Source organism: Streptomyces showdoensis (assembly GCF_039535475.1).
Lineage (GTDB): Bacteria > Actinomycetota > Actinomycetes > Streptomycetales > Streptomycetaceae > Streptomyces > Streptomyces showdoensis.
Map to the genome: position 1 here is coordinate 2,499,992 of NZ_BAAAXG010000026.1, position 22,240 is coordinate 2,522,231.

17 protein-coding genes are annotated in these 22,240 nt (G+C 73.9%); 9 read left to right on the forward strand and 8 right to left on the reverse strand.

What is annotated here, in order from left to right; all coding sequences use genetic code 11:
• Positions 1-108: 108 nt before the first annotated feature.
• From ABD981_RS24455 to ABD981_RS24470, 4 genes are all read right to left on the reverse strand, one after another.
• Complete coding sequence (locus ABD981_RS24455; protein WP_205628314.1) at positions 109-1,902, reverse strand: LCP family protein; 1,794 nt, start codon at positions 1,900-1,902, stop codon at positions 109-111.
• Between the two features lie 50 nt (positions 1,903-1,952).
• Positions 1,953-3,704 (reverse strand): LCP family protein, encoded by a 1,752-nt coding sequence (locus ABD981_RS24460; RefSeq protein ID WP_046911881.1) that lies wholly within the window; start codon positions 3,702-3,704, stop codon positions 1,953-1,955.
• 256 nt (positions 3,705-3,960) lie between these two features.
• Positions 3,961-5,097 (reverse strand): LCP family protein, encoded by a 1,137-nt coding sequence (locus ABD981_RS24465; RefSeq protein WP_046911880.1) that lies wholly within the window; start codon positions 5,095-5,097, stop codon positions 3,961-3,963.
• 290 nt (positions 5,098-5,387) lie between these two features.
• The gene (locus tag ABD981_RS24470; RefSeq protein WP_046911879.1) at positions 5,388-6,143 is read right to left on the reverse strand and encodes a TIGR03089 family protein; all 756 of its coding nucleotides are present in this window, start codon (positions 6,141-6,143) and stop codon (positions 5,388-5,390) included.
• Between the two features lie 136 nt (positions 6,144-6,279).
• On the opposite strand from ABD981_RS24470, the gene ABD981_RS24475 reads away from it, so the two are divergent.
• The 3 genes from ABD981_RS24475 to ABD981_RS24485 all read left to right on the forward strand — a co-directional run bounded on the left by ABD981_RS24475 (position 6,280) and on the right by ABD981_RS24485 (position 9,834).
• Positions 6,280-7,632 carry a peptidoglycan recognition protein family protein gene (locus ABD981_RS24475; RefSeq protein ID WP_046911878.1) on the forward strand — a complete coding sequence of 451 codons (1,353 nt, stop codon included), beginning with the start codon at positions 6,280-6,282 and terminating at the stop codon, positions 7,630-7,632.
• Positions 7,633-7,705: 73 nt separating this feature from the next.
• Positions 7,706-8,824, forward strand: coding sequence for a mannose-1-phosphate guanylyltransferase (gene manB, locus ABD981_RS24480; protein WP_046911877.1), 1,119 nt, complete (start codon positions 7,706-7,708; stop codon positions 8,822-8,824).
• Between the two features lie 53 nt (positions 8,825-8,877).
• Positions 8,878-9,834 (forward strand): DNA-3-methyladenine glycosylase family protein, encoded by a 957-nt coding sequence (locus tag ABD981_RS24485; protein WP_046911876.1) that lies wholly within the window; start codon positions 8,878-8,880, stop codon positions 9,832-9,834.
• Between the two features lie 25 nt (positions 9,835-9,859).
• Here the strand turns inward: ABD981_RS24485 and ABD981_RS24490 are convergent, their stop codons facing one another.
• The 3 genes from ABD981_RS24490 to ABD981_RS24500 are packed head-to-tail and all read right to left on the reverse strand — an operon-like array spanning position 9,860 to position 12,688.
• Positions 9,860-11,179 carry a coenzyme F420-0:L-glutamate ligase gene (locus ABD981_RS24490; protein WP_046911875.1) on the reverse strand — a complete coding sequence of 440 codons (1,320 nt, stop codon included), beginning with the start codon at positions 11,177-11,179 and terminating at the stop codon, positions 9,860-9,862.
• Positions 11,176-12,147, reverse strand: coding sequence for a 2-phospho-L-lactate transferase (cofD, locus tag ABD981_RS24495; RefSeq protein WP_046911874.1), 972 nt, complete (start codon positions 12,145-12,147; stop codon positions 11,176-11,178). The genes ABD981_RS24490 and cofD overlap by 4 nt, the downstream gene beginning before the upstream one ends.
• A gap of 13 nt (positions 12,148-12,160) precedes the next feature.
• A complete protein-coding gene (locus ABD981_RS24500; protein ID WP_046911873.1) occupies positions 12,161-12,688 on the reverse strand; it encodes a cysteine dioxygenase in 528 nt (175 codons plus the stop codon).
• A gap of 683 nt (positions 12,689-13,371) precedes the next feature.
• On the opposite strand from ABD981_RS24500, the gene ABD981_RS24505 reads away from it, so the two are divergent.
• The 3 genes from ABD981_RS24505 to ABD981_RS24515 all read left to right on the forward strand — a co-directional run bounded on the left by ABD981_RS24505 (position 13,372) and on the right by ABD981_RS24515 (position 19,086).
• A complete protein-coding gene (locus ABD981_RS24505; RefSeq protein ID WP_046911872.1) occupies positions 13,372-13,635 on the forward strand; it encodes a WhiB family transcriptional regulator in 264 nt (87 codons plus the stop codon).
• 199 nt (positions 13,636-13,834) lie between these two features.
• Positions 13,835-17,557, forward strand: a complete 3,723-nt coding sequence (locus ABD981_RS24510) for a glycosyltransferase family 2 protein (RefSeq protein WP_046911871.1) — start codon at positions 13,835-13,837, stop codon at positions 17,555-17,557.
• The gene (locus tag ABD981_RS24515) at positions 17,554-19,086 is read left to right on the forward strand and encodes a DUF5719 family protein (protein WP_046911870.1); all 1,533 of its coding nucleotides are present in this window, start codon (positions 17,554-17,556) and stop codon (positions 19,084-19,086) included. Before ABD981_RS24510 ends, ABD981_RS24515 begins: the two co-directional genes overlap by 4 nt.
• 67 nt (positions 19,087-19,153) lie before the next feature.
• Here ABD981_RS24515 and ABD981_RS24520 read toward each other — a convergent pair whose 3' ends face one another.
• The gene (locus ABD981_RS24520; protein ID WP_046911886.1) at positions 19,154-19,558 is read right to left on the reverse strand and encodes a metallopeptidase family protein; all 405 of its coding nucleotides are present in this window, start codon (positions 19,556-19,558) and stop codon (positions 19,154-19,156) included.
• 359 nt (positions 19,559-19,917) lie between these two features.
• On the opposite strand from ABD981_RS24520, the gene ABD981_RS24525 reads away from it, so the two are divergent.
• From ABD981_RS24525 to ABD981_RS24535, 3 genes are all read left to right on the forward strand, one after another.
• Complete coding sequence (locus tag ABD981_RS24525; RefSeq protein ID WP_123955190.1) at positions 19,918-20,349, forward strand: DUF3499 domain-containing protein; 432 nt, start codon at positions 19,918-19,920, stop codon at positions 20,347-20,349.
• Positions 20,350-20,439: 90 nt separating this feature from the next.
• Positions 20,440-21,801, forward strand: a complete 1,362-nt coding sequence (locus tag ABD981_RS24530) for a phosphomannomutase/phosphoglucomutase (RefSeq protein ID WP_046911868.1) — start codon at positions 20,440-20,442, stop codon at positions 21,799-21,801.
• A gap of 210 nt (positions 21,802-22,011) precedes the next feature.
• Positions 22,012-22,194, forward strand: a complete 183-nt coding sequence (locus ABD981_RS24535) for a Trm112 family protein (protein ID WP_046911867.1) — start codon at positions 22,012-22,014, stop codon at positions 22,192-22,194.
• Positions 22,195-22,240: the final 46 nt, after the last annotated feature.

Genomic DNA, 22,240 nt, shown 5'->3' on the forward strand with positions numbered 1-22,240 from the left:
GGTCCGAGGCGGTCCGAGGAGGACCGAGACGGTCCGAGGCGACCGGGTGATACGAGAACGGCCGGGCCCCTCCTGGGGGCCCGGCCGTCGTCGTTCAGCGCGCGGGCGTCAGCTCTTGCCGTCCCACTTGTAGACCGAGTAGACGTCCATGCACGCCACCTTGTCGTCGGCGCCCTGGGGCAGGTCGCCCGCCGCGATCCTCGGCTTCTTGTACGTGGTGCCCTCACGCCAGTCCGAGCCGATGACCAGGGTGATGCCCTCGGCCTTCGCGTCGGAGCGCACCGCCGCGTCCGGCAGGCCCAGCGCCTTGGCCAGGGAGGCCGCGTTCGCCTTGCCCTGGTCGCCGGCGGCCTTCGGGTAGAGGACCACGCTGTCCTTGCGGGGCTCCGCGCTCCGCGAGGACTCGGCCTGGCCGAAGCCCTTGCCGCGCAGGTGCTCGGCCATCGTGCCGGCCCGGCCCTCGGTGGCCGCCTCGCCGTCGCCCGCGGTGCCGTTGACGACCGTGACCTTGAAGGAGCCGGGCTCCTCGGCGGTGGCCTTCGGCTTCGTCGGGGTCGAGGAGTTCGGCTTGCCGGGGGCCGCGTCGCCGTTCTTGTCGAAGGCGACGTCGTCGCGGAGCATGGCCCACATCTTGTCGGCGGCGCTCTGCACCATGACCAGCTTGTCCTTGTTCTGCGACCACTCGACCGTCGGCACCGTCGCCGTCGTGAGCCGGTCCACCTTCACGTTCTTCAGCTGCATCGACAGGTCGAAGAGCTTCTTCACGGTGCCGATCTCGTCGGACACCTGGAACGCCTTGGTCGCCGTCTCGGCGAGGCCCATGAGACGGCCGGTGTCGGTCCAGGCGTTCTGCCCCTGGAGCTTCTTCATCAGGCCGTTCATGTACATGTGCTGGGCCTTGGCGCGGCCCTGGTCGTTGCCCCAGGCGTGCCGGGTGCGCAGCCACTGGAGGGCCTGCTCGCCCTGGACCTCGGTGGTGCCCTTGGGGATCTTGAGGCCCGAGCCGCCGTGCACGAGCTTGGTCGACCGGTCCCAGACACCGGTCTTCACGCACACCGGGACGCCGCCGACCTCGTCGGCCATCGACACCACACCGGCGAAGTCGATCATCATCCAGTGGTCGATGTAGACCCCGGTGAGCTTCTCCCAGGTGGTGAGGGTGCAGCCGGGACCGCCGCGGGCGAGGGTCTCGTTGATGGGCGAGCTGGTGGTGGCGGCGTAGCTCTTGCCGTCCTCGCCCTTGCACTCGGGGATGGGGACGATCGTGTCGCGCGGTATGGAGACGATCGAGGCGTTCTTCCGGTCCGCCGAGACGTGCAGCAGCATCTGGACGTCGGCGAGGGCGGCGCGGTCGCGGTCGTCCTTGCCGCCGCCGAGGGCCACGTTCTTGGCGTCGGCCCGGCTGTCCGAGCCGATCAGGAGGATGTTCAGCGGGGTGTCGCCCAGTGCGTTGGGCGAGCCCTTCTTCACGCCGCTCTCGCCGCCGGAGCGGCCGCCGGAGCGGATGTTGCCGTTGAGGTGCTCGTAGTACAGGTATCCGGCGCCGGCCGTCCCGAGTATCAGCAGCGACAGGGTCGCCGCCACCCAGCGCAGCACCTTGCGCTTGCCGGACTTCTTGGCGCGCCGGCGCGGGCCGCCGCGGCGGTGACCGGAGCGGCCGCCGCCCTTGCCCCCGTCGCCGCCGTCACCGTCGCCGGAACCGCCGCCCGCGCGACGGGACCGGGGCACGCCGGCACCCCGGCCGGCCTCCCCGTCACCGTCGGCGGTGCGGACGGTGCCGCCGGCCCCGGCGTCACCGCCGTCACCGTCCGCACCGTCGTAGAGACTCTCGTCCCAGCCCAAGTCGCGGGCGTGCGGGGCGCGTTCTCGCGCCCCCTCCCGTCGCACGCTGCTCTTTCCCACCCCAGGTCTCCTCGTCCTTCAGGCGCGGCCCAGGACCGGATGAGTCCCGGTCACTTGGCGCACACCTGCTTGTCTGCCGTCTGCGCACCCTCCGGCGCCTTCGCCGGTCCGGTGAGGGGCACCCCCGCGCCCTTGAAGTCCGCGCCGAGGACGAGCGTCATGGGCTCGCGCTCCCCGGCGTCCTGCGTGCCCGGCTTGAGAGCCGAGGCGGGCAGACCCATCAGGTCCGCCAGCTTGCGGGCCTGATCGGCCTGGTTCGGTGCGTAGGTGAGCGTGGTCGCGGCCGCCTTCTCGGGGGCGTTGCTCTTGTTGGTCGACCGCGTCACGCCGTGCTCGTTCTGCAGCCAGTTGATGGTGGACTGCGCCGCGCCGCGGACGCCGCTGCCGTTGTAGACGTCGACGCGGACCTCACGGGCGGTGGAGCGCGCGCCCTTGAGCAGTGCGGCCTGGGCCTGCGCCTGGGAGTTCTTGGCGTCCGTCTGCTTCTTCTTCACCTCGGTGAGCGAGGTGTCGGACTGCATCATCGCGAAGAGCTCCGGGGCCTTCACCGGGTCGGGGACGACCGTGATCGGCTTGGGCTCGGCCGGGTTGTCGATGACCGGCATGGTCAGGAACGTGATGTTCTTGGTGTCGATCTTGGCGAGTTCCAGGGCCAGGGACTTGAGCTTGGAGATGCTCCCTATCCCGGTGTCGACGGTGAGCGCGTTGGTCGCGGCGTCGGCGAGGTCGTACAGCTTGGTCGGGGACGTGAGCGTGTCGTCCGACTTCATCTGCCGGATCATCGAGCTGAGGAACTGCTGCTGGACCTTCATGCGGTCCAGGTCGCTCTCGTTGCCGAAGCTGTGCCGGGTGCGGACGAAGGCGAGGGCCTGCTCGCCCATGATGGTCGACTCGCCCTCGGGCAGCTTGAGGTGCGACTTGGGGTCGTTCACCGGTTTCGCCAGGCACACCTTCACGCCGCCGACGGCCGTCGTCATCTCCTTGACGGCGTTGAAGTCGGCCATCATGAAGTGGTCGACGGTGAGACCGGTGATCTCCTTGACGGTCCGCATGGTGCAGCCGGGGTCGCGGTCGGACTGGCCGAGGCTGACGTTGAAGCGCTCGTTCGACTGGCCGGGGATCTTCTTGACGGAGCCGTCGGGCTGCTTCGTCTCGCACTGGGGGATGTCGATCACCAGGTCGCGCGGGATGGACATCGCCGTGGCGTTGGTCCGGTCCTTGGAGACGTGGAAGAGGATCGTGGTGTCCGCGTGGCCGGGGCTGTTCTTGTCGCCGTAGCCCGCGTTGCCCTCGCCGGTCCGCTTGTCGGTGCCGATGAGCAGGATGTTGAAGGCCTGGTCGTCGCGGAAGCCGCCGGTGCCCGCGCCGGCCACGTCGACGGTCTTGATGTTCCCGTCGAAGTGGTTGTACAGCGCGTAGGCCCCCGCGGCGCCGCCGACGAGCACGAAGGCCATCGTGCCGCCGGTCCAGATCAGGACCTTCTTCTTCCTGGACTTCTCGGGCTTGCGCTTGCGCCGGCCGACGGGCGGCTGCCCGCCCGCCTCGGTGGTGCGCCGACGCCGCTGCCCGGGCACGGGCGGAGCGGTCTCCGGGGCGCGGGAGCCCTGCTGATCCGGGCCCCCGCGGCCTCTCTGGCCGGGAGCGGCGGCGCCGCGGGCACCCGGGCGCGGGTGGGACGGAGCCTGCCGCGACTGCCCAGCGGAGCGGTCCAGTCGCAGTTCGTAGTTGCCGGTCTGCGGGTTGAGCACCCACTGGTCGGCGGGGTCGATCTCGTCCGCCCGTCCACGGCTGTGCGCGTCCACGGTTACTAGAGTCCTCCGTCGGTGCCACACGCGAGGCGCCTCCCCCTCGGGCGCTCGGTCCTTCGATCCTTCGAGTGCGCGACCACGCGGTCGGGAGCACCGGATCGCGTCACACTATCCGCCCAGTTCAGCGTGGGGCGACGTCCGTGACAAATTCCACGCCCCTTACAACCGGGCAATTTGCTCAAACCTCATGCTGTGCGTCCCTCCCCTTGGTCCCCGCTTTGCCAATCGCGTCACTCCGCCCCCTCCGCGGTCACCCCGCGCAGCTCCCGTCCGCCGCGTTCCGTCCGGCGAAGGACGGGGTCTCCGACGGGCTCGGGCTGCCGTCGCCCTGCTCGGGCTTCTCGTTGCCGCCCGGCCGTACGGTCACCGGCTTGTCGGCGCGCAGCGCGGCGAACAGCCGGTTGGCGTCCGGCTGCACCAGTTCGTCCCGGTTCGCGTTGTACGAGTACGGGCGCCGAGGCACCGTCAGGAACTGGACCTTCTCGGTGGGGATCGCCCGCATCGACCGCGCCAGGTCGTACAGGTCCCGCAGCGAGTCCAGCCCCGGGTCGGTCGTGATCGACTTGGTGGCCGCGTCCAGGACCGGGTAGAGCCGGGTCGGGTTGAGCAGCACGCCGTCGCTCTGCACCTTGTTGACGAGGGCGCCGAGGAACTGCTGCTGGCGGTCCATCCGCTCGGTGTCGCTGCCGTTGCCGATCGACTTGCGGGCCCGGACGAAGCCGAGCGCCTGCTCGCCGTGGAGCGTCTGGCGCCCCGCGGGCAGCTTCAGGTGCGCGTCGGCGTCGTCGATCGGCTCCTTGAGGCAGATCTCGACCCCGTCCACCGCGTCGACCATCTTCTTGAAGCCGCGGAAGTCGATCACCATGTGGTGGTCGACCCGGATCCCGGTCATCTTCTCCAGGGTGCGGATCGTGCAGGCGGTGCCGCCGAACTCGAAGGCCCAGTTGAACTGCGCGAACTGCTCCTTGGTCCGGGTCCCGTCGGGCCTGGCGCAGCTGGGGATGGTCGTCATCAGGTCGCGGGGGACGGAGACGGCGGTCGCCGAGGACCCGCCGCCGGACAGGTGCAGCAGGATCGTGGTGTCCGAGCGCTGGCTGCCCCCGTCCTGTCCGTACTTCGTGTTCCCGGCCCCGGCCCGGGTGTCGGAGCCGATGAGCAGGATGTTCCGGGCCGCGTTGACGGCGGGGGAGGGCCGCTCCTTCTCGTACTTGAGGAGCTCGGCCTCGGCCGTCGTGTCCGTGGTGATGTTGGAGTCCAGCTTGCGGTAGAACCACCAGCCGACCCCGGCCGCGGCCAGCACCACGAGTGCCACGGCCAGAGCGGTCCAGCGCAGCCAGTGCCTCGTGCGTTTCACCGGCTTGTCCGCGCTGTCCGTGCTGTCCGTCACGTCTGCGTCCGTCCTCGATGGCGTCTTCGGCGCGCCGGGCGGGCGTCGTCTCGCTGAAGTAGACGGGCGGTTCCGGCGCTTGGTTGTGCGGAAGGCATCGGTACCCCCCGGCCGATCATGTACCGGAGTCGCCGCGGGGACGCGGGGACTCGGCGCGTCGATGGGCCGGATGGGTGGGACGGGGCGGAGGAGGGGTGCCGGAAGGGCGGGGGCGAGGGTGGGGACGGGCGCGGTACGGGCGAGGGGCGGGCGCGGGTCGTCCCCGCCCCCGCCCCTCGGGCGCTCCCGGCTCAGTCGGCGAGCGTGACCGTCACCCGCTCGCTCTCCACCCGCTTGGCGAGTCCCTCCGCCCCGAGCCGGTCCAGGTTGCGGCACAGGACCACCGAGCCGCCGGCGGCCAGCGGGGCGTAGAGCCCGGCGGAGAGCCCGGACCAGCCCTCGTACGGGCGCCCGGAGAGCAGTCGTCCGCCCGGCGCGAGCCCCAGCCCGGCGGCGTCCGCGAGGGCGCGCTCGACGAGCTGGGTGCCCGTCAGTTCCGTACCGTCGACGACGAGGGCGGGCGCATCGGGATCGACCGGTACGAACGGGGCGAACCGGTCGCCCTGCCCCGGCACCTCCACCGCGTAGTCCGCGTACCCCGCGGGCGGCGCGGGGAAGCGGCGGCCCAACGGGGCGAGGGAGAGCGCGATCCGGTCTCCCGGGCAGGCCAGGCCCGCCTCCAGGCCCTCCGGCCCCGCCACCACGTAGTCCGCGTCGGCCGGGTCGCCGCCGAGCTCCGCCGTCACGCCGACGGAGGAGCAGGCGAGCAGCCACACGGCGGTCTGCCAGTGCGCGGGCAGCAGCAGCGCGAGCCGGTCGCCCGGGGCGGCGGAGAGCTCGCCCTGGAGCAGATTGGCCGTCTTCGCCACCCAATTGGCGAAGGTGGCCACCGACAATTCCACGCGTTCACCGGTGGCGTCGTCGTAGAAAGTGACCAAGGGGCGGGCCGGGTCCGCGGCGAGCGCGGATCGCAGCAGGTCGGCGGGGGTGCGGTCGCTGGCGTTCACGCGGGCAAGCGTACGCGCGGCGCCGCGCCGGGTCCGCCGTACCGGTGACCCCGTCCACCGGTCGGCCCGACGGGCCGTCAGTTTCCCCGCGGATTCCCGGCGCGCGGAACGGCCCCGCGGTGCGGACGATCGGCCCATGCGTGCCAACCTCGCCTCCTCGATCGCCGTCAGTTGCGCGGCCGTGCTCGCGCTGCCGCTCTCCCTCGCGACCCCGGCCGGAGCCGCGGGCGCCTTCCCGACCGTGCCAGGAGCCGCGAGCGCGGCCCCCGCCGTGCCGCCCGCGGCCGAGCCGGCCGGCTCGACCCGGTCGATCCCGCTCGAACCCCTGGCGGACCCGGCGTCCGACGGTCCGCGCGACCGCGTGCTGGGCTCCGCCGCCGCGGCCGGGCGGGGCCTGGTCCGACGGGACGTCAGACCCTTCTCCCTGGTCGGCGTCGTGTGGGACGACGTCCACGCCGCGCTGCACGGCACGGTCCAGGTCCGCACCCGGGCCACCGGCGGCGGACTCTGGTCCGACTGGCAGTCGGTGGAGACCCACAACGACGAGCACGGCGCCGACCCCGGCACCGCCGAGGGCCACTCGCGCGCGCTGCGCGGCTCCACCGCCCCGCTGTGGGTCGGCGACTCGGACGGCGTCGAGATCCGCGTACGCCCGGAGGAGCACGTACGGGAAGGGGGAGGCGGGCGGGAGCCGGCCGCCCCGCTCCCGGCCGGCCTGCGCCTGGAGCTGGTCGACCCCGGCCCCGAGCCGGCCGCCGAGGCCCGGGACCGGGTCCTGCCGGCGGCCGGGGCCCAGGCCGCCGCACCGCTGGAGCTCCCGGCCCTGACCCGGGCCCAGACCCTGGCGACCCTGCCCGCTGCCGCCGCCGCGGCGAAGCCGTACATCGGCCCCCGCCCGAAGATCATCACCCGCAAGGGCTGGGGCGCCGACGAGAAGCTGCGCGAGCGGGGCTTCGTCTACACGAAGACGATCAAGGCGGCCTTCGTCCACCACAGCGCCACCGGCAACCGCTACACCTGCCGCCAGGCCCCGTCCGTGCTGCGCAGCATCTACCGCTACCACGTGGTCAGCAGCGGCTGGCGGGACTTCGGCTACAACTTCGCCGTCGACAAGTGCGGAAACATCTACGAGGGCCGTGCCGGAGGCGTCGCCAAGGCGGTCATGGGCGCCCACACCCTCGGGTTCAACACCAACAGCATGGGCATCGCGGTCCTCGGCAGCTACGGCGGGACCACGCCGCCGGCCGCCGCGGTGACCGCCGTGGCACGGCTGACCGCGTGGAAGCTGGGGCTGTACGGGGTGAATCCGAAGGGGAAGACGTATCTCACATCGGGCGGCGGAAACCTGTACAAGAAGGGCAGCAAGGTCAAGTTCAATGTGATCGCCGGGCACCGAGACGGCTTCGCGACCGAATGCCCGGGCGTGCGCCTCTACGGAAAGCTCGGCACCGCCCGGTCGGCGTCGGCGAAGTACCAGGGGAGGCGCTGATGGGGTCAGGGACTCAACCATCTGCATAAACTGACCGGTCATATCGTACGGACGGGCGAACGGCCCCCCGGCGATGAGACCGGAACCGAACAGGAAGCAGAGACGACAGGTGACAGAAGCGATCCTCCTGGTCGGCGGCAAAGGCACTCGGCTTCGTCCTCTGACGGTCAACACGCCCAAGCCCATGGTTCCGGCGGCCGGCGTCCCCTTCCTGACCCACCAGCTGGCCCGCGCCCGCGCGGCGGGCGTGGACCACATCGTGCTGGCCACCTCCTACCTGGCGGAGGTCTTCGAGCCGTACTTCGGGGACGGCTCGGCGCTCGGCCTGAGCATCGAGTACGTCACCGAGACCGACCCCCTCGGCACCGGCGGCGCCATCCGCAACGCCGCCTCCCACCTGCGCTCGGGCCCCGACGACCCGGTCCTGGTCTTCAACGGCGACATCCTCACCGGCCTGGACATCCGCGCCCTGCTCGCCACCCACGAGTCCTCCGGCGCGGACGTCTCCCTCCACCTCACCCGGGTCGAGGACCCGCGCGCCTTCGGCCTCGTGCCGACGGACGCCACCGGTCGCGTCACGGCCTTCCTGGAGAAGCCGCAGACGCCCGAGGAGATCGTGACGGACCAGATCAACGCGGGGGCGTACGTCTTCCGCCGCTCGGTCATCGACACCATCCCGACCGGCCGCCCGGTCTCCGTCGAGCGCGAGACCTTCCCCGAACTCCTCTCCGGCGGCGCCCACCTCCAGGGCATGGTCGACTCCACCTACTGGCTCGACCTCGGCACCCCGCAGGCCTTCGTCCGCGGCTCCGCCGACCTGGTCCTGGGCCGCGCCCCGTCCCCGGCCGTCCCGGGCCGCTGCGGCGACCGCCTGGTCCTGGAGACGGCCGAGGTCGCGGCCGACGCCAAGCTCACCGGCGGTACGGTCGTCGGCCCCGGCGCGGTCGTCGGCGCCGGCGCCCGGATCTCCGGCTCGACGGTCCTCGCGGACGCGGTCATCGCCCCCGGCGCCGTCATCACCGACTCCCTCATCGGCGCGGGCGCCCGGATCGGCGCCCGCACGGTCCTGACCGGCGCGGTCATCGGCGACGGCGCGGACGTGGGCCCGGACAACGAACTCCGCGACGGCATCCGCGTCTGGTGCGGGGCCACCCTCCCCCAGGGCGCGGTCCGCTTCTCCTCGGACCAGTAGCGGCCCGCACGGACCCGCGCGGCCGGGCCGGGGGCCCGGATACGCTCGTACCCATGGCAGGCCGCTTCTCCCCGGGATCCCCCTCCACCCGCACCACCGTGCGCGGCGGCCACGTCCCCGTGCCCGTCCCGGCGGACGGCGAAGCCCCCCTGGACCTGGGCCTCACCCTCGGCCCGCTCCGCCGGGGCCCCGCCGACCCGACCTTCCGGGTCAGCCCGGACGGCTCCGTCTGGCGGGCCAGCCGCACCCCCGACGGCCCCGGCACCCTGCGCGTGGGGCCCGACGGCGCGGAGGCCTGGGGCCCCGGCGGGCCCTGGCTGCTCGACCGGCTGCCGGGACTGCTCGGCGCCGAGGACGACCCGGCCGCCTTCGTCCCCCGCCACCGGCTCCTCGCCGCCACCCACCGCGCCCGCCGCGGCCTGCGGCTGACCCGGACCGGTCTGGTGCTGGAGTCGCTGATCCCGTCGGTCCTGGAGCAGAAGGTGACGACGGACGAGGCCTACCGGTCCTGGCGGCTGCTGGTGCGGAAGTACGGCGAGCCCGCCCCCGGCCCGGCACCGGACGGCATGTACGCGATGCCGGACGCCCGCACCTGGGCGACGATCCCCTCCTGGGAGTGGCACCGCGCCAACGTGGACGGCAAGCGCTCGGCGACGATCGTGCGCGCGGCCCGCGTGGCGGCCCGCATGGAGGAGGCCGCGGCGATGGCCCCGGCGGACGCCCGCAAGCGCCTCGAACTGATCCCGGGGATCGGCCCCTGGACCTCCGCGGAGACGATCCAGCGCAGCAACGGCGCCCCCGACGAGGTCACCACCGGCGACCTCCACCTGCCCGGCATCGTCGGCTGGGCCCTCGCGGGCGACCGCACCGCCGACGACGCGGCCATGCTGGAGCTGCTGGCCCCCTACGAGGGCCAGCGCCACCGCGCCGCCCGGCTGATCCTGCTCAGCGGCCGGGTCCCGCCCCGCCGGGCGCCACGGATGACGCCCGGCGCCATCGCGCACCTCTGAGGCCGGGGGCCCGGGGGCCCGGGGCTCAGCGCACCTCGATGAACGCCCCGGCCTGCCGCACCGGCCGCTCCTTCGGCGGCGCCGCCGGACGGCCCACGGCGACCGCGCCCATCGGGTCCCAGCCCTCCGGCAGCCCGAGCACCTCCCGTACGACGTCCCGGCAGAACATCGTCGAGGAGACCCAGGCCGAGCCGAGCCGCTCCCCGGCCAGCGCGACCAGCAGGTTCTGCACGCCCGCGCCCGCCGCGACCACGAACATCTCGCGCTCGGCGGCGTCCCGGCGCGGGTCCCCGTAGTGGTGGGCGCCGTCCATGACCAGACAGGGCACGATCAGGTACGGGGCGTTGCGCAGCACGTCGCCGCGGCGGACCCGCCTGGCGACGGACTCCTCCGACTTCCCGTCCGCCCGCAGGTCCGCGATCCACGCGTCCCGCATCGCGTCGAGCAGCCGCAGCCGCGAGGCGGCCGATTCGAGCAGCACGAAGCGCCACGGGGTGGTGTGGTGCGGGGCGGGCGCCGTGACGGCCGCCGCGACGGCCCGCCGGACCGCCCCCGGGTCGACCGGCTCGTCGACGAACTCCCGTACGGTGCGCCGCAGCGTCACCGCCTCCCGGACCGCCTCCGAGGTGCCGAGCCGGAACATGTCGTCGGCGGCGTCCCGCACCAGCGCCCGGGCGCCCGGTTCCTCGTCGTCGGCGACCAGGCGGGCCAGCCCGCGGACGACGGCGACGGGCCGGCCGGCGGCCTTGCCCTTCACCAGGTCGCCCGCGGCGGCGAGCTCGTCGCCGGTGGCGACCACGGTCACGTTCAGCTCGTTGCCGTGGGAGTCGGTCACGCCCCGCAGGTCGTCCAGGACCCGCACCCCGGCCGCGCCGATGGCGACGTCGGTGAGCCCGCTGCGCCAGGGGCGCCCGAAGGTGTCGGTCACGACCACGCCCACGTCGACCCCCAGCGCCTCGCGCAGCCCGGCGCGGATCCGGCGGGCCGAGGCGTCCGGGTCCTCGGGCAGCAACAGCACCGTCCCGGCCGGGGTGTTGGAGGCGTCGACCCCGGCGGCGGCCATGACGAGCCCCTGCCGGTTCTGGACGATCCGCAGCGTCCCGCGCCGCGCGACGACCCGCACGGTCTCGGCGTCGATCGCCTCCTCGCGGTCGTCCGCGGCGATCACCCGCCCCTCGGCCTTGCTCACGATCTTCGAGGTGACGAGGAGGACGTCGCCGTCGAGGAGCCCGGGGGAGACGGAGGCGATCAGCTCGGCGAGGTCGTCCCCGGGCGCCACCTCGGGCAGCCCGTCGAGCGCCCACACCTCGTAGCGGGCCGGGCCGCCGGCGGGGTCCGCCGTCACGCGCCGGCCCCGCCGTCCCGGACCTCCGCGGCGAGCGCCAGCGCCTCGCGGGCCATGGCGGCCGTCGCGTCCGGGTCCGTCATCATCAGCGGCACCGCGCGGCAGCGGATGCCCGCCGCCTCGACGTCCGCGACCGTGCCCGCGTCGACCGTGTCGACGAGCCAGCCGTCGACCAGCCCGGAGCCGTAGTGCAGCGCCACGGCCGCGGCCGTGGACTCCACGCCGACCGCCGCGAGCACCTTGTCGGCCATGCCGCGCACCGGCGCGTCGCCGACGATGGGGGAGAGGCCGACCACCGGCGCGGCCGCGGAGGCCACGGCCTCGCGGATGCCGGGGACGGCGAGGATCGTGCCGACGGACACGACCGGGTTGGACGGCGGGAAGAGGATGACGTCGGCCTCGGCGAGGGCCTCCAGCACGCCGGGCGCGGGCTTCGCCTGCTCGGCGCCGACCGGCACGACGGCCAGCGCGTCCACGGAGGCGCGCAGCTTCACCCAGTACTCCTGGAAGTGCACGGCCTTCCGCTCGCCGTCCACGTCGATCGCCACGTGCGTCTCGACCCGGTCGTCGGACATCGGCAGCAGCCGGACGCCGGGCCGCCAGCGGGCGCACAGCGCCTCGGTGACGGCGCTGAGCGGATAGCCGGCGCCCAGCATCTGGGTGCGGACGATGTGGGTGGCGAAGTCCCGGTCGCCGAGGCCGAACCACTCCGGCCCGACGCCGTACGCCGCCAGCTCCTCCTTGACGGCGAAGGACTCGTCCTCGCGGCCCCAGCCCTGTTCCTCGTTGATGCCACCGCCGAGGGTGTACATCACGGTGTCGAGGTCGGGGCAGACCTTGAGGCCGAAGAGATGGATGTCGTCACCGGTGTTGCCGACGACCGTGATCTCCGCGTCGGGCGCGGCCTGCTTGAGGCCGCGAAGGAAGCGGGCACCACCGATGCCACCGGCCAGAACCACAATGCGCATGCACAGCAGTGTGTCAGGCGGGTACGACCCCGGGGGCCGCAGGGGCGTGAGGGGACACCGGGGCGCACTGGGCGCGCAGCGACTCGTGCATCGGCATCTCGGTGAGGCCCGGGTAGTAGACGTGCAGGCTGACGGCCGGTTCGAGGGAGTCGTTGACGACCTCGTGGACGTAGCCGGGCGCGAAGATCCGCTGCGCGCCGGCGCCGAGGGTGCGCAGCCCGCGCTCCGTACGCTCCGTCAGGTCGCCCTGGAGGACGGTCAGCACGCCGGAGGAGGCGCCGTGGTCGTGCAGTCCGCTGGCCTGTCCGGGCAGCCAGGAGAGCAGCCAGACCTCGTAGCCGGGGCCGGTGCGGAGGCGGTGGTACCAGCGGGTGGTCGCGTCGTACTCGACGTACGGGGCCCACTTGGCGCGGTCGGCGGCGATCTCGCGGGCGAGACCGGCGAACTCGGCCACGGTGGCGGGGTGCTCGCGGGCGGGCTGCAGGAGGTGCGGGACCTCAAGGATGTCGCCGGCGATCTGAAGGTCGCTGTCCATGTTCATGGGTGCGGTGGTTCCTCGGCAGAAGTGCTGGGGTGTCGCGATGCGGGGGTGGTGCGGAGGGGCTGCGGCGGGGAGGCCGCGGATCGCGGCGGGAGGCCGCGGGGGAGGTGCCGGAGCGCTGCGGTGGGACGCGCGCGTCAACAGCCGGGACAGCAACAGCAACAGCGCGCCTGGACAGCGCGGCGGAACCCACGGGCGTGGGTCGCGGAAGGCGCTGCGGTCGCTGGCATGCCACCAAAGTGGCGGGAGAGACACCCGACTGTCAACTCAATGCCCGATTTGGGGGCAATGTTTCACCTCATCCGGTTACAGTGCCCGGAGAAAGGTTTGTGCAGTGCGTGACCAGGAGACATGCCGCAGCATCCGTCCCGTAAACACGGCGGGGGTCCCGTGATCAGACTGTGATCCGGATCGCTTCCGTGGCTGGATCGCAACAGGATCCGAGTTTCGGTCGTCCTTCTCTCTGGGGCGCGACGGTGCGGCCAAGCCGGTGGCATGTGTCACGTTTTTTGGTGATTTGAACACTTTCCGCATACGCTTGGTTCCGCAGAGTGAATACGGGGCCCAATAGCAGATCTCGGCTTGACTCGCACAGAGCACGAACTTGTAATTTCACTCGTGTCGTTCGGCCGGATTCGGTAGCGGCTACATCACGGGGACGCAAAGACAGACGAGGGGCGCACATGACCGAGACGTTCCAGGAACTGCTGGTCGAGGACGCGGAAGAGGAACTCGGCTGGCAGGAGCGCGCGCTGTGCGCCCAGACCGACCCCGAGTCCTTCTTTCCCGAGAAGGGCGGCTCGACGCGCGAGGCCAAGAAGGTCTGCCTCGCCTGCGAGGTCCGCTCCGAGTGCCTCGAATACGCGCTGCAGAACGACGAACGCTTCGGCATCTGGGGCGGCCTGTCCGAGCGCGAGCGCCGCCGCCTGAAGAAGGCCGCGGTCTGAATCCGGCCACCACCGGCACCCCGCGCGCGAGCCACGCGGGCCCCCAGACAAAGACGTACACAACGAACGGTCCGCACCCCGTGCTCTGTCCACGGGCGGCGGACCGTTGTCGTGCCAGCCGTTAGTGTGGGCCTCCGTCCGAGACGCACCGCACCCACGCCCCTCGCGGGCGACCCCCGGCCGGAGGGCCCGTAGCTCGATGTCCTCAACTCCTGAGTTTCCGCGACACGTCGTCACCGCCGTGCTCGTCGCCCACGACGGCGCCCGCTGGCTGCCGGACGCCCTCGCCGGGCTGCTCGCCCAGGAGCGCCCCGTACAGAACGTCGTCGCCGCCGACACCGGCAGCTCCGACGACTCCGCGCAGCTCCTGGCCGACGCCATCGGCGCCGACCGCGTCCTCCACCTCGCCCGCCGCACCGGATTCGGCGCCGCCGTCGAGGAGGCCGTCCGCACCGCACCCGTGCTCGGCCCCGAGGAACTGGCGTACCTGAAGCGCCCCAGCGGCTGGGACCCGGTCACCAGGACCTGGCAGGACGAGAACTACGAGCTGCCCGAACTCCCGCACGGCGAGCCCGTCCAGTGGCTCTGGCTGCTCCACGACGACTGCGCGCCCGAACCCGGCGCCCTCGCCGAACTCCTGCGCGTCGCCGACTCCGACGCGTACGCCGCCGTCATCGGCCCCAAGCTGCGCGGCTGGTACGACCGGAAGCAGCTCCTCGAGGCCGGCGTCTCCATCGCCCGCAGCGGCCGCCGCTGGACCGGCCTCGACCGCCGCGAACAGGACCAGGGCCAGCACGACCAGGTCCGCTCCGTCCTCTCCGTCTCCAGCGCCGGCATGCTCGTCCGCCGCGACGTCTTCGAGGAGCTCGGCGGCTTCGACCGGCGGCTGCCCCTCATGCGCGACGACGTCGACCTGTGCTGGCGCGCCCACTCCGCCGGGCACCGCGTCCTCGTCGCCCCCGACGCCGTCCTGCGGCACGCCGAGGCCTCCGCCCGCGAACGCCGCACCGTCGACTGCGCCGGCCGCACCGCCGCCGACCCGCACCGCGTCGACAAGGCCGGCGCCGTCTACACCCTGCTGGCCAACACCCGCGGCGCCGCCCTGCCGTACGTCCTCGTCCGCCTCGTCGTCGGCACCGTGCTGCGCACCCTCGGCTACCTCGTCGGCAAGGCGCCCGGCCAGGCCGTCGACGAGATCATGGGCCTGCTCGCCACCCTGCTGCGCCCCGAGAAGATCCTCGCGGCCCGCAAGCGGCGCAAGAACCCGGCCGTCCCCGCGAGCGAACTGCGCCCGCTGTTCCCGCCGCCCGGCGCCACCGTCCGCGCCGCCGCCGAACAGCTCGCCTCCCACTTCGGCGGCGACGACGCCGACGCGGGCTCCCGGCACGGCGCCGTCGAGTCGGGCCCCGGGGGCGACGACGCCGACTTCATGGAGGTCGAGCAGTTCGCCCGGCTGAAGAAGGTCGCCGGCAAGCCCGGACCGCTCCTCTTCGCCGTCCTCCTCCTCGTCTCCCTCGTCGCCTGCCGCGGCCTCTTCGGCGGCGGCTCCCTCGCCGGCGGCGCCCTGCTGCCCGCCCCCGACACCGTCTCCGGACTCTGGTCGCGCTACGCCGACGGCTGGCACGCCTTCGGCAGCGGCGGCACCCAGAGCGCCCCGCCCTACCTCGCCGTCCTGGCCGCGCTCTCCGGGCTCTTCCTCGGCTCGACCTCCTTCGCGCTGACCCTGCTGCTCGTCTGCTCGGTCCCGCTGGCCGGCTTCACCGCCTACTTCGCCTCCCGCGGCATCGTCGAGTCCCGGCTGCTCCGCGCCTGGGGCGCCGTCGCCTACGCCTTCCTGCCCGCCGCCACCGGCGCCCTCGCCACCGGCCGGCTCGGCACCGCCGTCCTCGCGATCCTGCTGCCGCTGATCGGCCGCGCGGCCGTCGCCGCCCACGGCTTCGGCCGCAGCGAGCGCGGCAGCTGGCGCGCCACCTGGGCGTACACCTTCCTGCTGACCTTCACCATGGCGTTCACGCCGGTGGTGTGGCCGCTCGCCGTCCTCCTCGGCCTCGGCGTGCTGGTGTTCCGCCGCGACGACATCACCGCCTACGCGCTGCGCTTCCTCGCCGCCGTCGGCACCCCGGTCCTCGTCCTGGCCCCCTGGTCGCTCTCCCTGCTGACCGACCCCGCCGCCCTGCTGCGCGAGGCCGGCCTGGCCACCCCCACGAGCGCGGCCTCCGCCCTCGACCTGCTCGGCACCAGCCCCGGCGGCCCCGGCACCACCGGCGGCATCGTCCTCCTCGGCCTCGTGCTCGCCGCCCTCGGCGCCCTGCTCCGCGAGGAGCGCGCCTTCGCCGTGCGCGCCGCCTGGGCCGCCGCCCTCGCCGGAATCCTCTTCGCCGTCCTCACCAACGGCACCGACGGCACCCGCTGGGCCGGCCCCGCCACCCTCGTCTACGGCGCGGCCCTGCTCGCCGCCGGCATGATCGGCGCCGAAGGCGGCCGCACCCGCGTCGCCGCCCACGGCTTCGGCTGGCGCCAGCCCGTCGCCGCGCTCGTCGCGCTCGCCTGCGCCCTCGGCCCGCTCGTCGCCGCGGCCGGCTGGATGATCGGCGGCGCCGACGGCCCGCTGACCCGCCGCGACCCGGTCCAGGTGCCCGCCTTCGTCGCCGAGGAGAGCGGCACCCGCGACCAGGCCCGCACCCTCGTCCTCGGCGGCAGCGCGCCCGGCCGGGTCGACTACACCCTGGTCCGCGGCTCCGGCGCCCGCCTCGGCGACGCCGAACTCGCCGCGGCCGGCGGCGGCGACCCGCGCCTCGACGACGTCGTCGCCCACCTCGTGGCCGGCTCCGGCGCCGACCAGACCCAGGAACTCAGCGGCTTCGCGATCCGCTACGTCCTCGTACGGGACGGGGCACCGCGCTCCATGAGCCGCGTCCTCGACGCCACCCCGGGCCTGTCCCGGCTCAGCCAGCTCGACGGCAGCGCCCTGTGGCGGGTCGACCGCGAGGTCGCCCGGATCACCATCGTCCCCGGCGCCGCCAAGGGGGCCGCGCCCACCGGGCAGAGCGCCGAGGCCGCCAAGCCGGTGACCGTCGCCGCCGGCCCGGTCGAGGCCCACACCGACCTCCCGGCCGGCCCCGCGGGCCGCGTGCTGCGCGTCGCCGACCACGCCGACGAGGGCTGGACCGCCACCCTCGACGGCAAGCGGCTCACCCCGACCACCGTCGACGGCTGGGCCCAGGGCTTCGAGCTCCCCGCCGAAGGCGGCCGCCTCGATCTCACCTTCGAGCAGCCGCTCACCCACACCGTGTGGATCTGGACCCAGGTCGGCCTCGCCGTCGTCCTGCTCGTGCTGGCCCTCCCCGGCCGTCGCCGCGACATCGACGACGACCTGCCCGAGGAGGAGCTCGCCATCCCCGCCCAGGCGGCCGAGGGCGACGGCCGCCGCGCCCGCCGCCTGCGCGCCGCCGCGGAGGCCGAGGCGGAGGCTGAGGCCGCGGCCGCCGGGACCGACGCCCCCGGCGCCCCGGAGCCCGCCCCCGAGGCGGCCCCCGCCCCGGTGCCCGCCCAGCAGACGTACGACCAGCAGGCGTACGGGACGCAGCAGCCGCAGGCCTACGAGCAGCCCCAGGTCCAGTACGCCGACGACCAGGGCTACTACCAGCCGCAGGACGGGACCCAGGGCCAGGAGCAGCAGTACGCGTACCCGCAGCAGCAGTACGGCGAGCAGTACGGGGAGCAGGGCTACGACCCCTACGCACAGCAGTACCCGCAGCAGTACGACCCCCAGCAGTACCCGCAGCAGCAGTCCTACGGGGACCCGTACACGGACCCGTACGGGGAGCAGGCGTACGACCCCTACGGCTACGGATACGACCCGGCCCGGCAGGGCCAGGACCCCGAGCAGCAGCAGCGTCCCGACGGGAGCAGCAACCAGTGAAGCGCACCACCCTCTCCCTGATCGCGGTCGCCACCGCCCTCGCCGCCGTCACCGGCGTCGCCTCCCTGACCGCCCCCGACGGCGGCGCGGCCCCGGCACCCCAGGCGACCACCCGGCTGCCCGTGGAGCGCACCAGCCTGCTCTGCCCGGTGCCCAGCCGGTCGGAGGTCGCCGAGACCACGTACACCTCGTACACCCCGCTCGCGGCGGGCAAGGGCAGGACCACCGAGACCGGCGGGACCGGCGGCAAGGCGGTGCGGGCCGAGCTGAAGCCCGCCGCCGCGGGCACCACCCCCGGCGCCGCCCCGGCCAAGAACCCCAAGGCGCCCAAGGGCCCGGCGACCGTCACCAAGCCCGGCGCCCCCGTCACCGCCGAGGCCGACGGCGCCACCGCCCCCGCTCTGACCGGCACGGCGAACGGCACCCTCGCCCCCGGCTGGACCGTCCAGCAGACCACGGTCACCCCCGCCGGCGGGGCCCGCGGCCTGCTCGGCACCGCCTGCACCGCCCCCGACACCGACTTCTGGTTCCCGGCCGCCTCCACCGCGAAGCAGCGCCAGGACTACGTGCACCTCACCAACCCGGACGACAGCGCCGCCGTCGCCGACATCGAGCTGTACGGCCCGAACGGCCTCCTCAAGTCCCAGATCACCGAGGGCATCCCGGTCCCGGCGCACTCCAGCGTCCCGGTGCTGCTGCCCACCCTCACCGGCGATCCGGCCCAGCAGGACGTCACGGTCCACGTGACCACCCGCAGCGGACGCGTCGGCGCGGTCATCGGCTCGGCCGACGACAAGCTGGGCAGCGACTGGCTGCCCGCCTCCGCCGACCCCTCCGCCACCGCCGTGCTGCCCGGCATCCCGGCCGACGCGACCTCGGTGCGGCTCGTGGCGTACGCGCCCGGTGACGACGACGCCGACCTGAAGATCCAGCTCGTCACCCCGACCGGCGCGATCGTCCCGGCCAGCGCCGCCTCCCTGCACGTGAAGTCGGGCATGACCGCCGCCGTCGACATGAAGGACCTCATGCGCGGCGAGCCCGGCTCGCTGCGGCTGAGCCCGAGCGACCCGAAGAAGGCCACCCCCGTCGTGGCCGCGCTCCAGGTCGTCCGCGGCAAGGGCGAGGCGCAGGAGGTCGCCTTCATCCCGGCGGCCGCGCCGATCGAGGGCCGCGCGACCGTCGCCGACAACCGCGCCAAGGGCTCCACGCTCTCCCTGACCGCCCCCGGAGCCGCCGCCGAGGTCCTGATCACCGCCTCGGCGGGCTCCCAGGGCGGCACCCCGGTCACCAAGAAGCTCACGCTCAAGGCCGGCACGACCACCACCCTGCCCGCGCCCGTCCCCGAGGGCCTCAAGGGCGGCTACGCGCTCACCGTCGAGCACGTCTCGGGCGGCCCGGTCCACGCCTCGCGCATGCTGGAACTGCCGCGCGACGGCATCCCGATGTTCACCGTCCAGACCTTCAACGACGACCGCAGCAGCGTCGAGGTCCCGGCGGCCCGGCAGAACCTGTCGGTGCTGGACGACTGAGCCGGCTTACCCGTACGGGTGGCGGAGGCCCCCGCAAGGGTGGTTGCGGGGGCGGGCCCGGGGCCCGTCAGTCCTGCTCGTCCTGCCCGTACCGCGGGTCGACGGACTCGGGGGAGAGGCCGAGGAGGTCGGCCACCTGCTCCACGACCACCTCGTGGACCAGCAGGGCCCGCTCGTCGCGGCTCTTGGAACGGATCTCCACCGGGCGGCGGTAGACCACGACCCGGGCGGGCTCGCTCTTCTCCGCCGGGGTCGACCCGCCCAGCGGGACGACGGACTCGCCCGAGACCGCCGGCGGGACCTCCATGACCAGGAACTCCACGTCCGCCAGCTGCGGCCAGCGCCGCTCCAGGCGCTCCACGGAGTCCAGCACCAGATCGCGGAAGGTGTCCGCCCGGCTCGCGGACAGCGGCACCTGTGGCGGGGCGACCGGCCCCCGCATGCCCCGGCCGTGCCGGTCACGGCGCCGCACCCGGGGTACGGGACGGCCCCCGCCCCCGGTGTCGTCGGCGTTGGCGTTGGCAGCATGGTCGGCGGAGTGGGTCACTGACGCAGCGTAACTCTCTCCGGTGTTCCGGGACCTTTCCTCGGCCGGACCGCGGCACCGGCCGGACCGCCTCCCCTGTCCACAGTTGAGCGTTCCGGCCCCGCACGGGCCCGTTTTCCGGGGCTCCCGGGATCGGCCATCTGGCCGTGGCCGACCGAATCGGCACCCCCCGATGTCCGGATCGCGCGCCGCCGCCGGCCCCCTACCCCGCCCCTTCCGCAGGTCGGAACGGGTGTCCGTGGCGGTCCCGTGGCGGACGTCACACCGCGACACGGTGGAGTGACCTGGGGGAGAGTCGTCGCGGCCCGCTCAAGAGTGCGGTACCGTCCAACGTCGTGAGCCCTGTACGTCGCTGTTCGCGCACCGCGTGCGGCCGCCCTGCCGTCGCGACACTGACGTACGTCTATGCCGACTCGACTGCGGTCCTCGGCCCGCTCGCCACCTACGCCGAGCCCCACTGCTACGACCTGTGCGCCGAGCACAGCGAGCGCCTCACCGCCCCGCGCGGCTGGGAGGTCGTGCGGCTCACCGACGGCTCCGCCCCCGCCCGCCCCAGCGGCGACGACCTCGAAGCCCTCGCCAACGCGGTGCGCGAGGCGGCCCGCCCCCAGGAGCGCGCGGCCGAGGCCGGCGGCAAGGGCGGCGGACGCGGCGGCGACCCGATGGAGGTCGGCCGCAGGGGTCACCTCCGCGTGCTGCGCTCCCCCGAAAACTGATCAAGGTCCCTTCCCGGGTAGTTTGGGCGCTCCGTACGCGCGCCGCATTCCGCGCGTACGTGGCTGCCGAGACTTCAGGAGGGTTGATCCGTGGCTGCTGACCTGTCGCAGATCGTGAAGGCGTACGACGTCCGCGGGGTGGTGCCGGATCAGTGGGACGAGGCGCTCGCCGAGCTCTTCGGAGCGGCCTTCGTGAAGGTGACGGACGCCGGCGCGATCGTCATCGGCCACGACATGCGCCCCTCCTCGCCGGGCCTCTCCGCCGCGTTCGCCCGCGGCGCGGCCCGCCAGGGCGCGGACGTGACGCTGATCGGCCTCTGCTCCACGGACCAGCTGTACTACGCCTCCGGCGCGCTGGACCTGCCGGGCGCGATGTTCACCGCCTCGCACAACCCGGCCCGGTACAACGGCATCAAGCTGTGCCGCGCGGGCGCCGCCCCGGTCGGCCAGGACACCGGCCTCGGCGAGATCCGCGAGCTGGTCGAGCGCTGGTCGGACGAGGGCGCCCCGGCGCCGGCGGCCACCGAGGGCACGGTCACCGAGCGCGAGACCCTCAAGGACTACGCGGCCCACCTCCTCTCGCTCGTCGACCTGTCCGCCATCCGCCCCCTGAAGGTCGTGGTGGACGCGGGCAACGGCATGGGCGGCCACACCGTGCCCACCGTCTTCGACGGCCTGCCGCTGGACGTCGTCCCGATGTACTTCGAGCTCGACGGCACCTTCCCGAACCACGAGGCCAACCCGCTCGACCCGAAGAACATCGTCGACCTCCAGGCGCGCGTCCGCGCCGAGGGCGCCGACCTCGGCCTCGCCTTCGACGGCGACGCCGACCGCTGCTTCGTCGTCGACGAGAACGGCGACCCGGTCTCCCCTTCGGCGATCACCGCCCTCGTCGCCGCGCGCGAACTGGCGAAGAACCCCGGCGGCACGGTCATCCACAACCTGATCACCTCCTGGTCCGTCCCGGAGGTCGTCCGCGAGAACGGCGGCACGCCCGTCCGCACCCGCGTGGGCCACTCCTTCATCAAGGAGGAGATGGCGAAGACCGGCGCCGTCTTCGGCGGCGAGCACTCCGCGCACTACTACTTCAAGGACTTCTGGAACGCGGACACGGGCATGCTCGCCGCCCTCCACGTCCTCGCCGCCCTCGGCGGCCAGGACGGCCCGCTGTCCTCCCTGGTCGCCGCCTACGACCGCTACGCCGCCTCCGGCGAGATCAACTCCACGGTCGCCGACCAGGCCGGCCGCCTCGCCGCGGTCCGCGCCGCGTACGAGAACCGGGACGGCGTCACCCTCGACGAACTCGACGGCCTGACCATCACGGCCGCCGACTGGTGGTTCAACCTCCGGGCCTCCAACACCGAGCCGCTCCTCCGCCTCAACATCGAGGCCCGCGACGAGACCACGATGCAGAAGCTCCGCGACGAGGTCCTGTCGCTGGTACGGGCGTAGGAAGGCCGGGGGCGGGGCGGCGAACCGCCCCACCCCCACCCGCGGCCGCCCGCCTCCCGCCGTTCCCCCGACGGCCCCCGCAGCGCCACCTCCGCTCCACCCGCGGCCCCCACCGTGGCGGCGGCACACCCCACGCCCCGGCGGTAGGCTGACCTGGCCCGAGACCGTCCGTACACCCCGTACGCCCCGCACCGTCCGAAGGGACCCCACATGCCGCTCGAAGCCGGCCTCCTGGAGATCCTGGCCTGCCCGGCCTGTCACGCCCCGCTCGACGACCGGACGGCCGAGGAGACCCCGGAGCTCGTCTGCACCGCAGCCGACTGCGGTCTCGCGTACCCGGTCCGCGACGGCATCCCGGTCCTGCTGGTCGACGAGGCGCGCCGCCCCGCGTAGCCCGCGCCAGGGGGGTCCCCCGGGGGTGGCCCCCAGGGGGAGACCC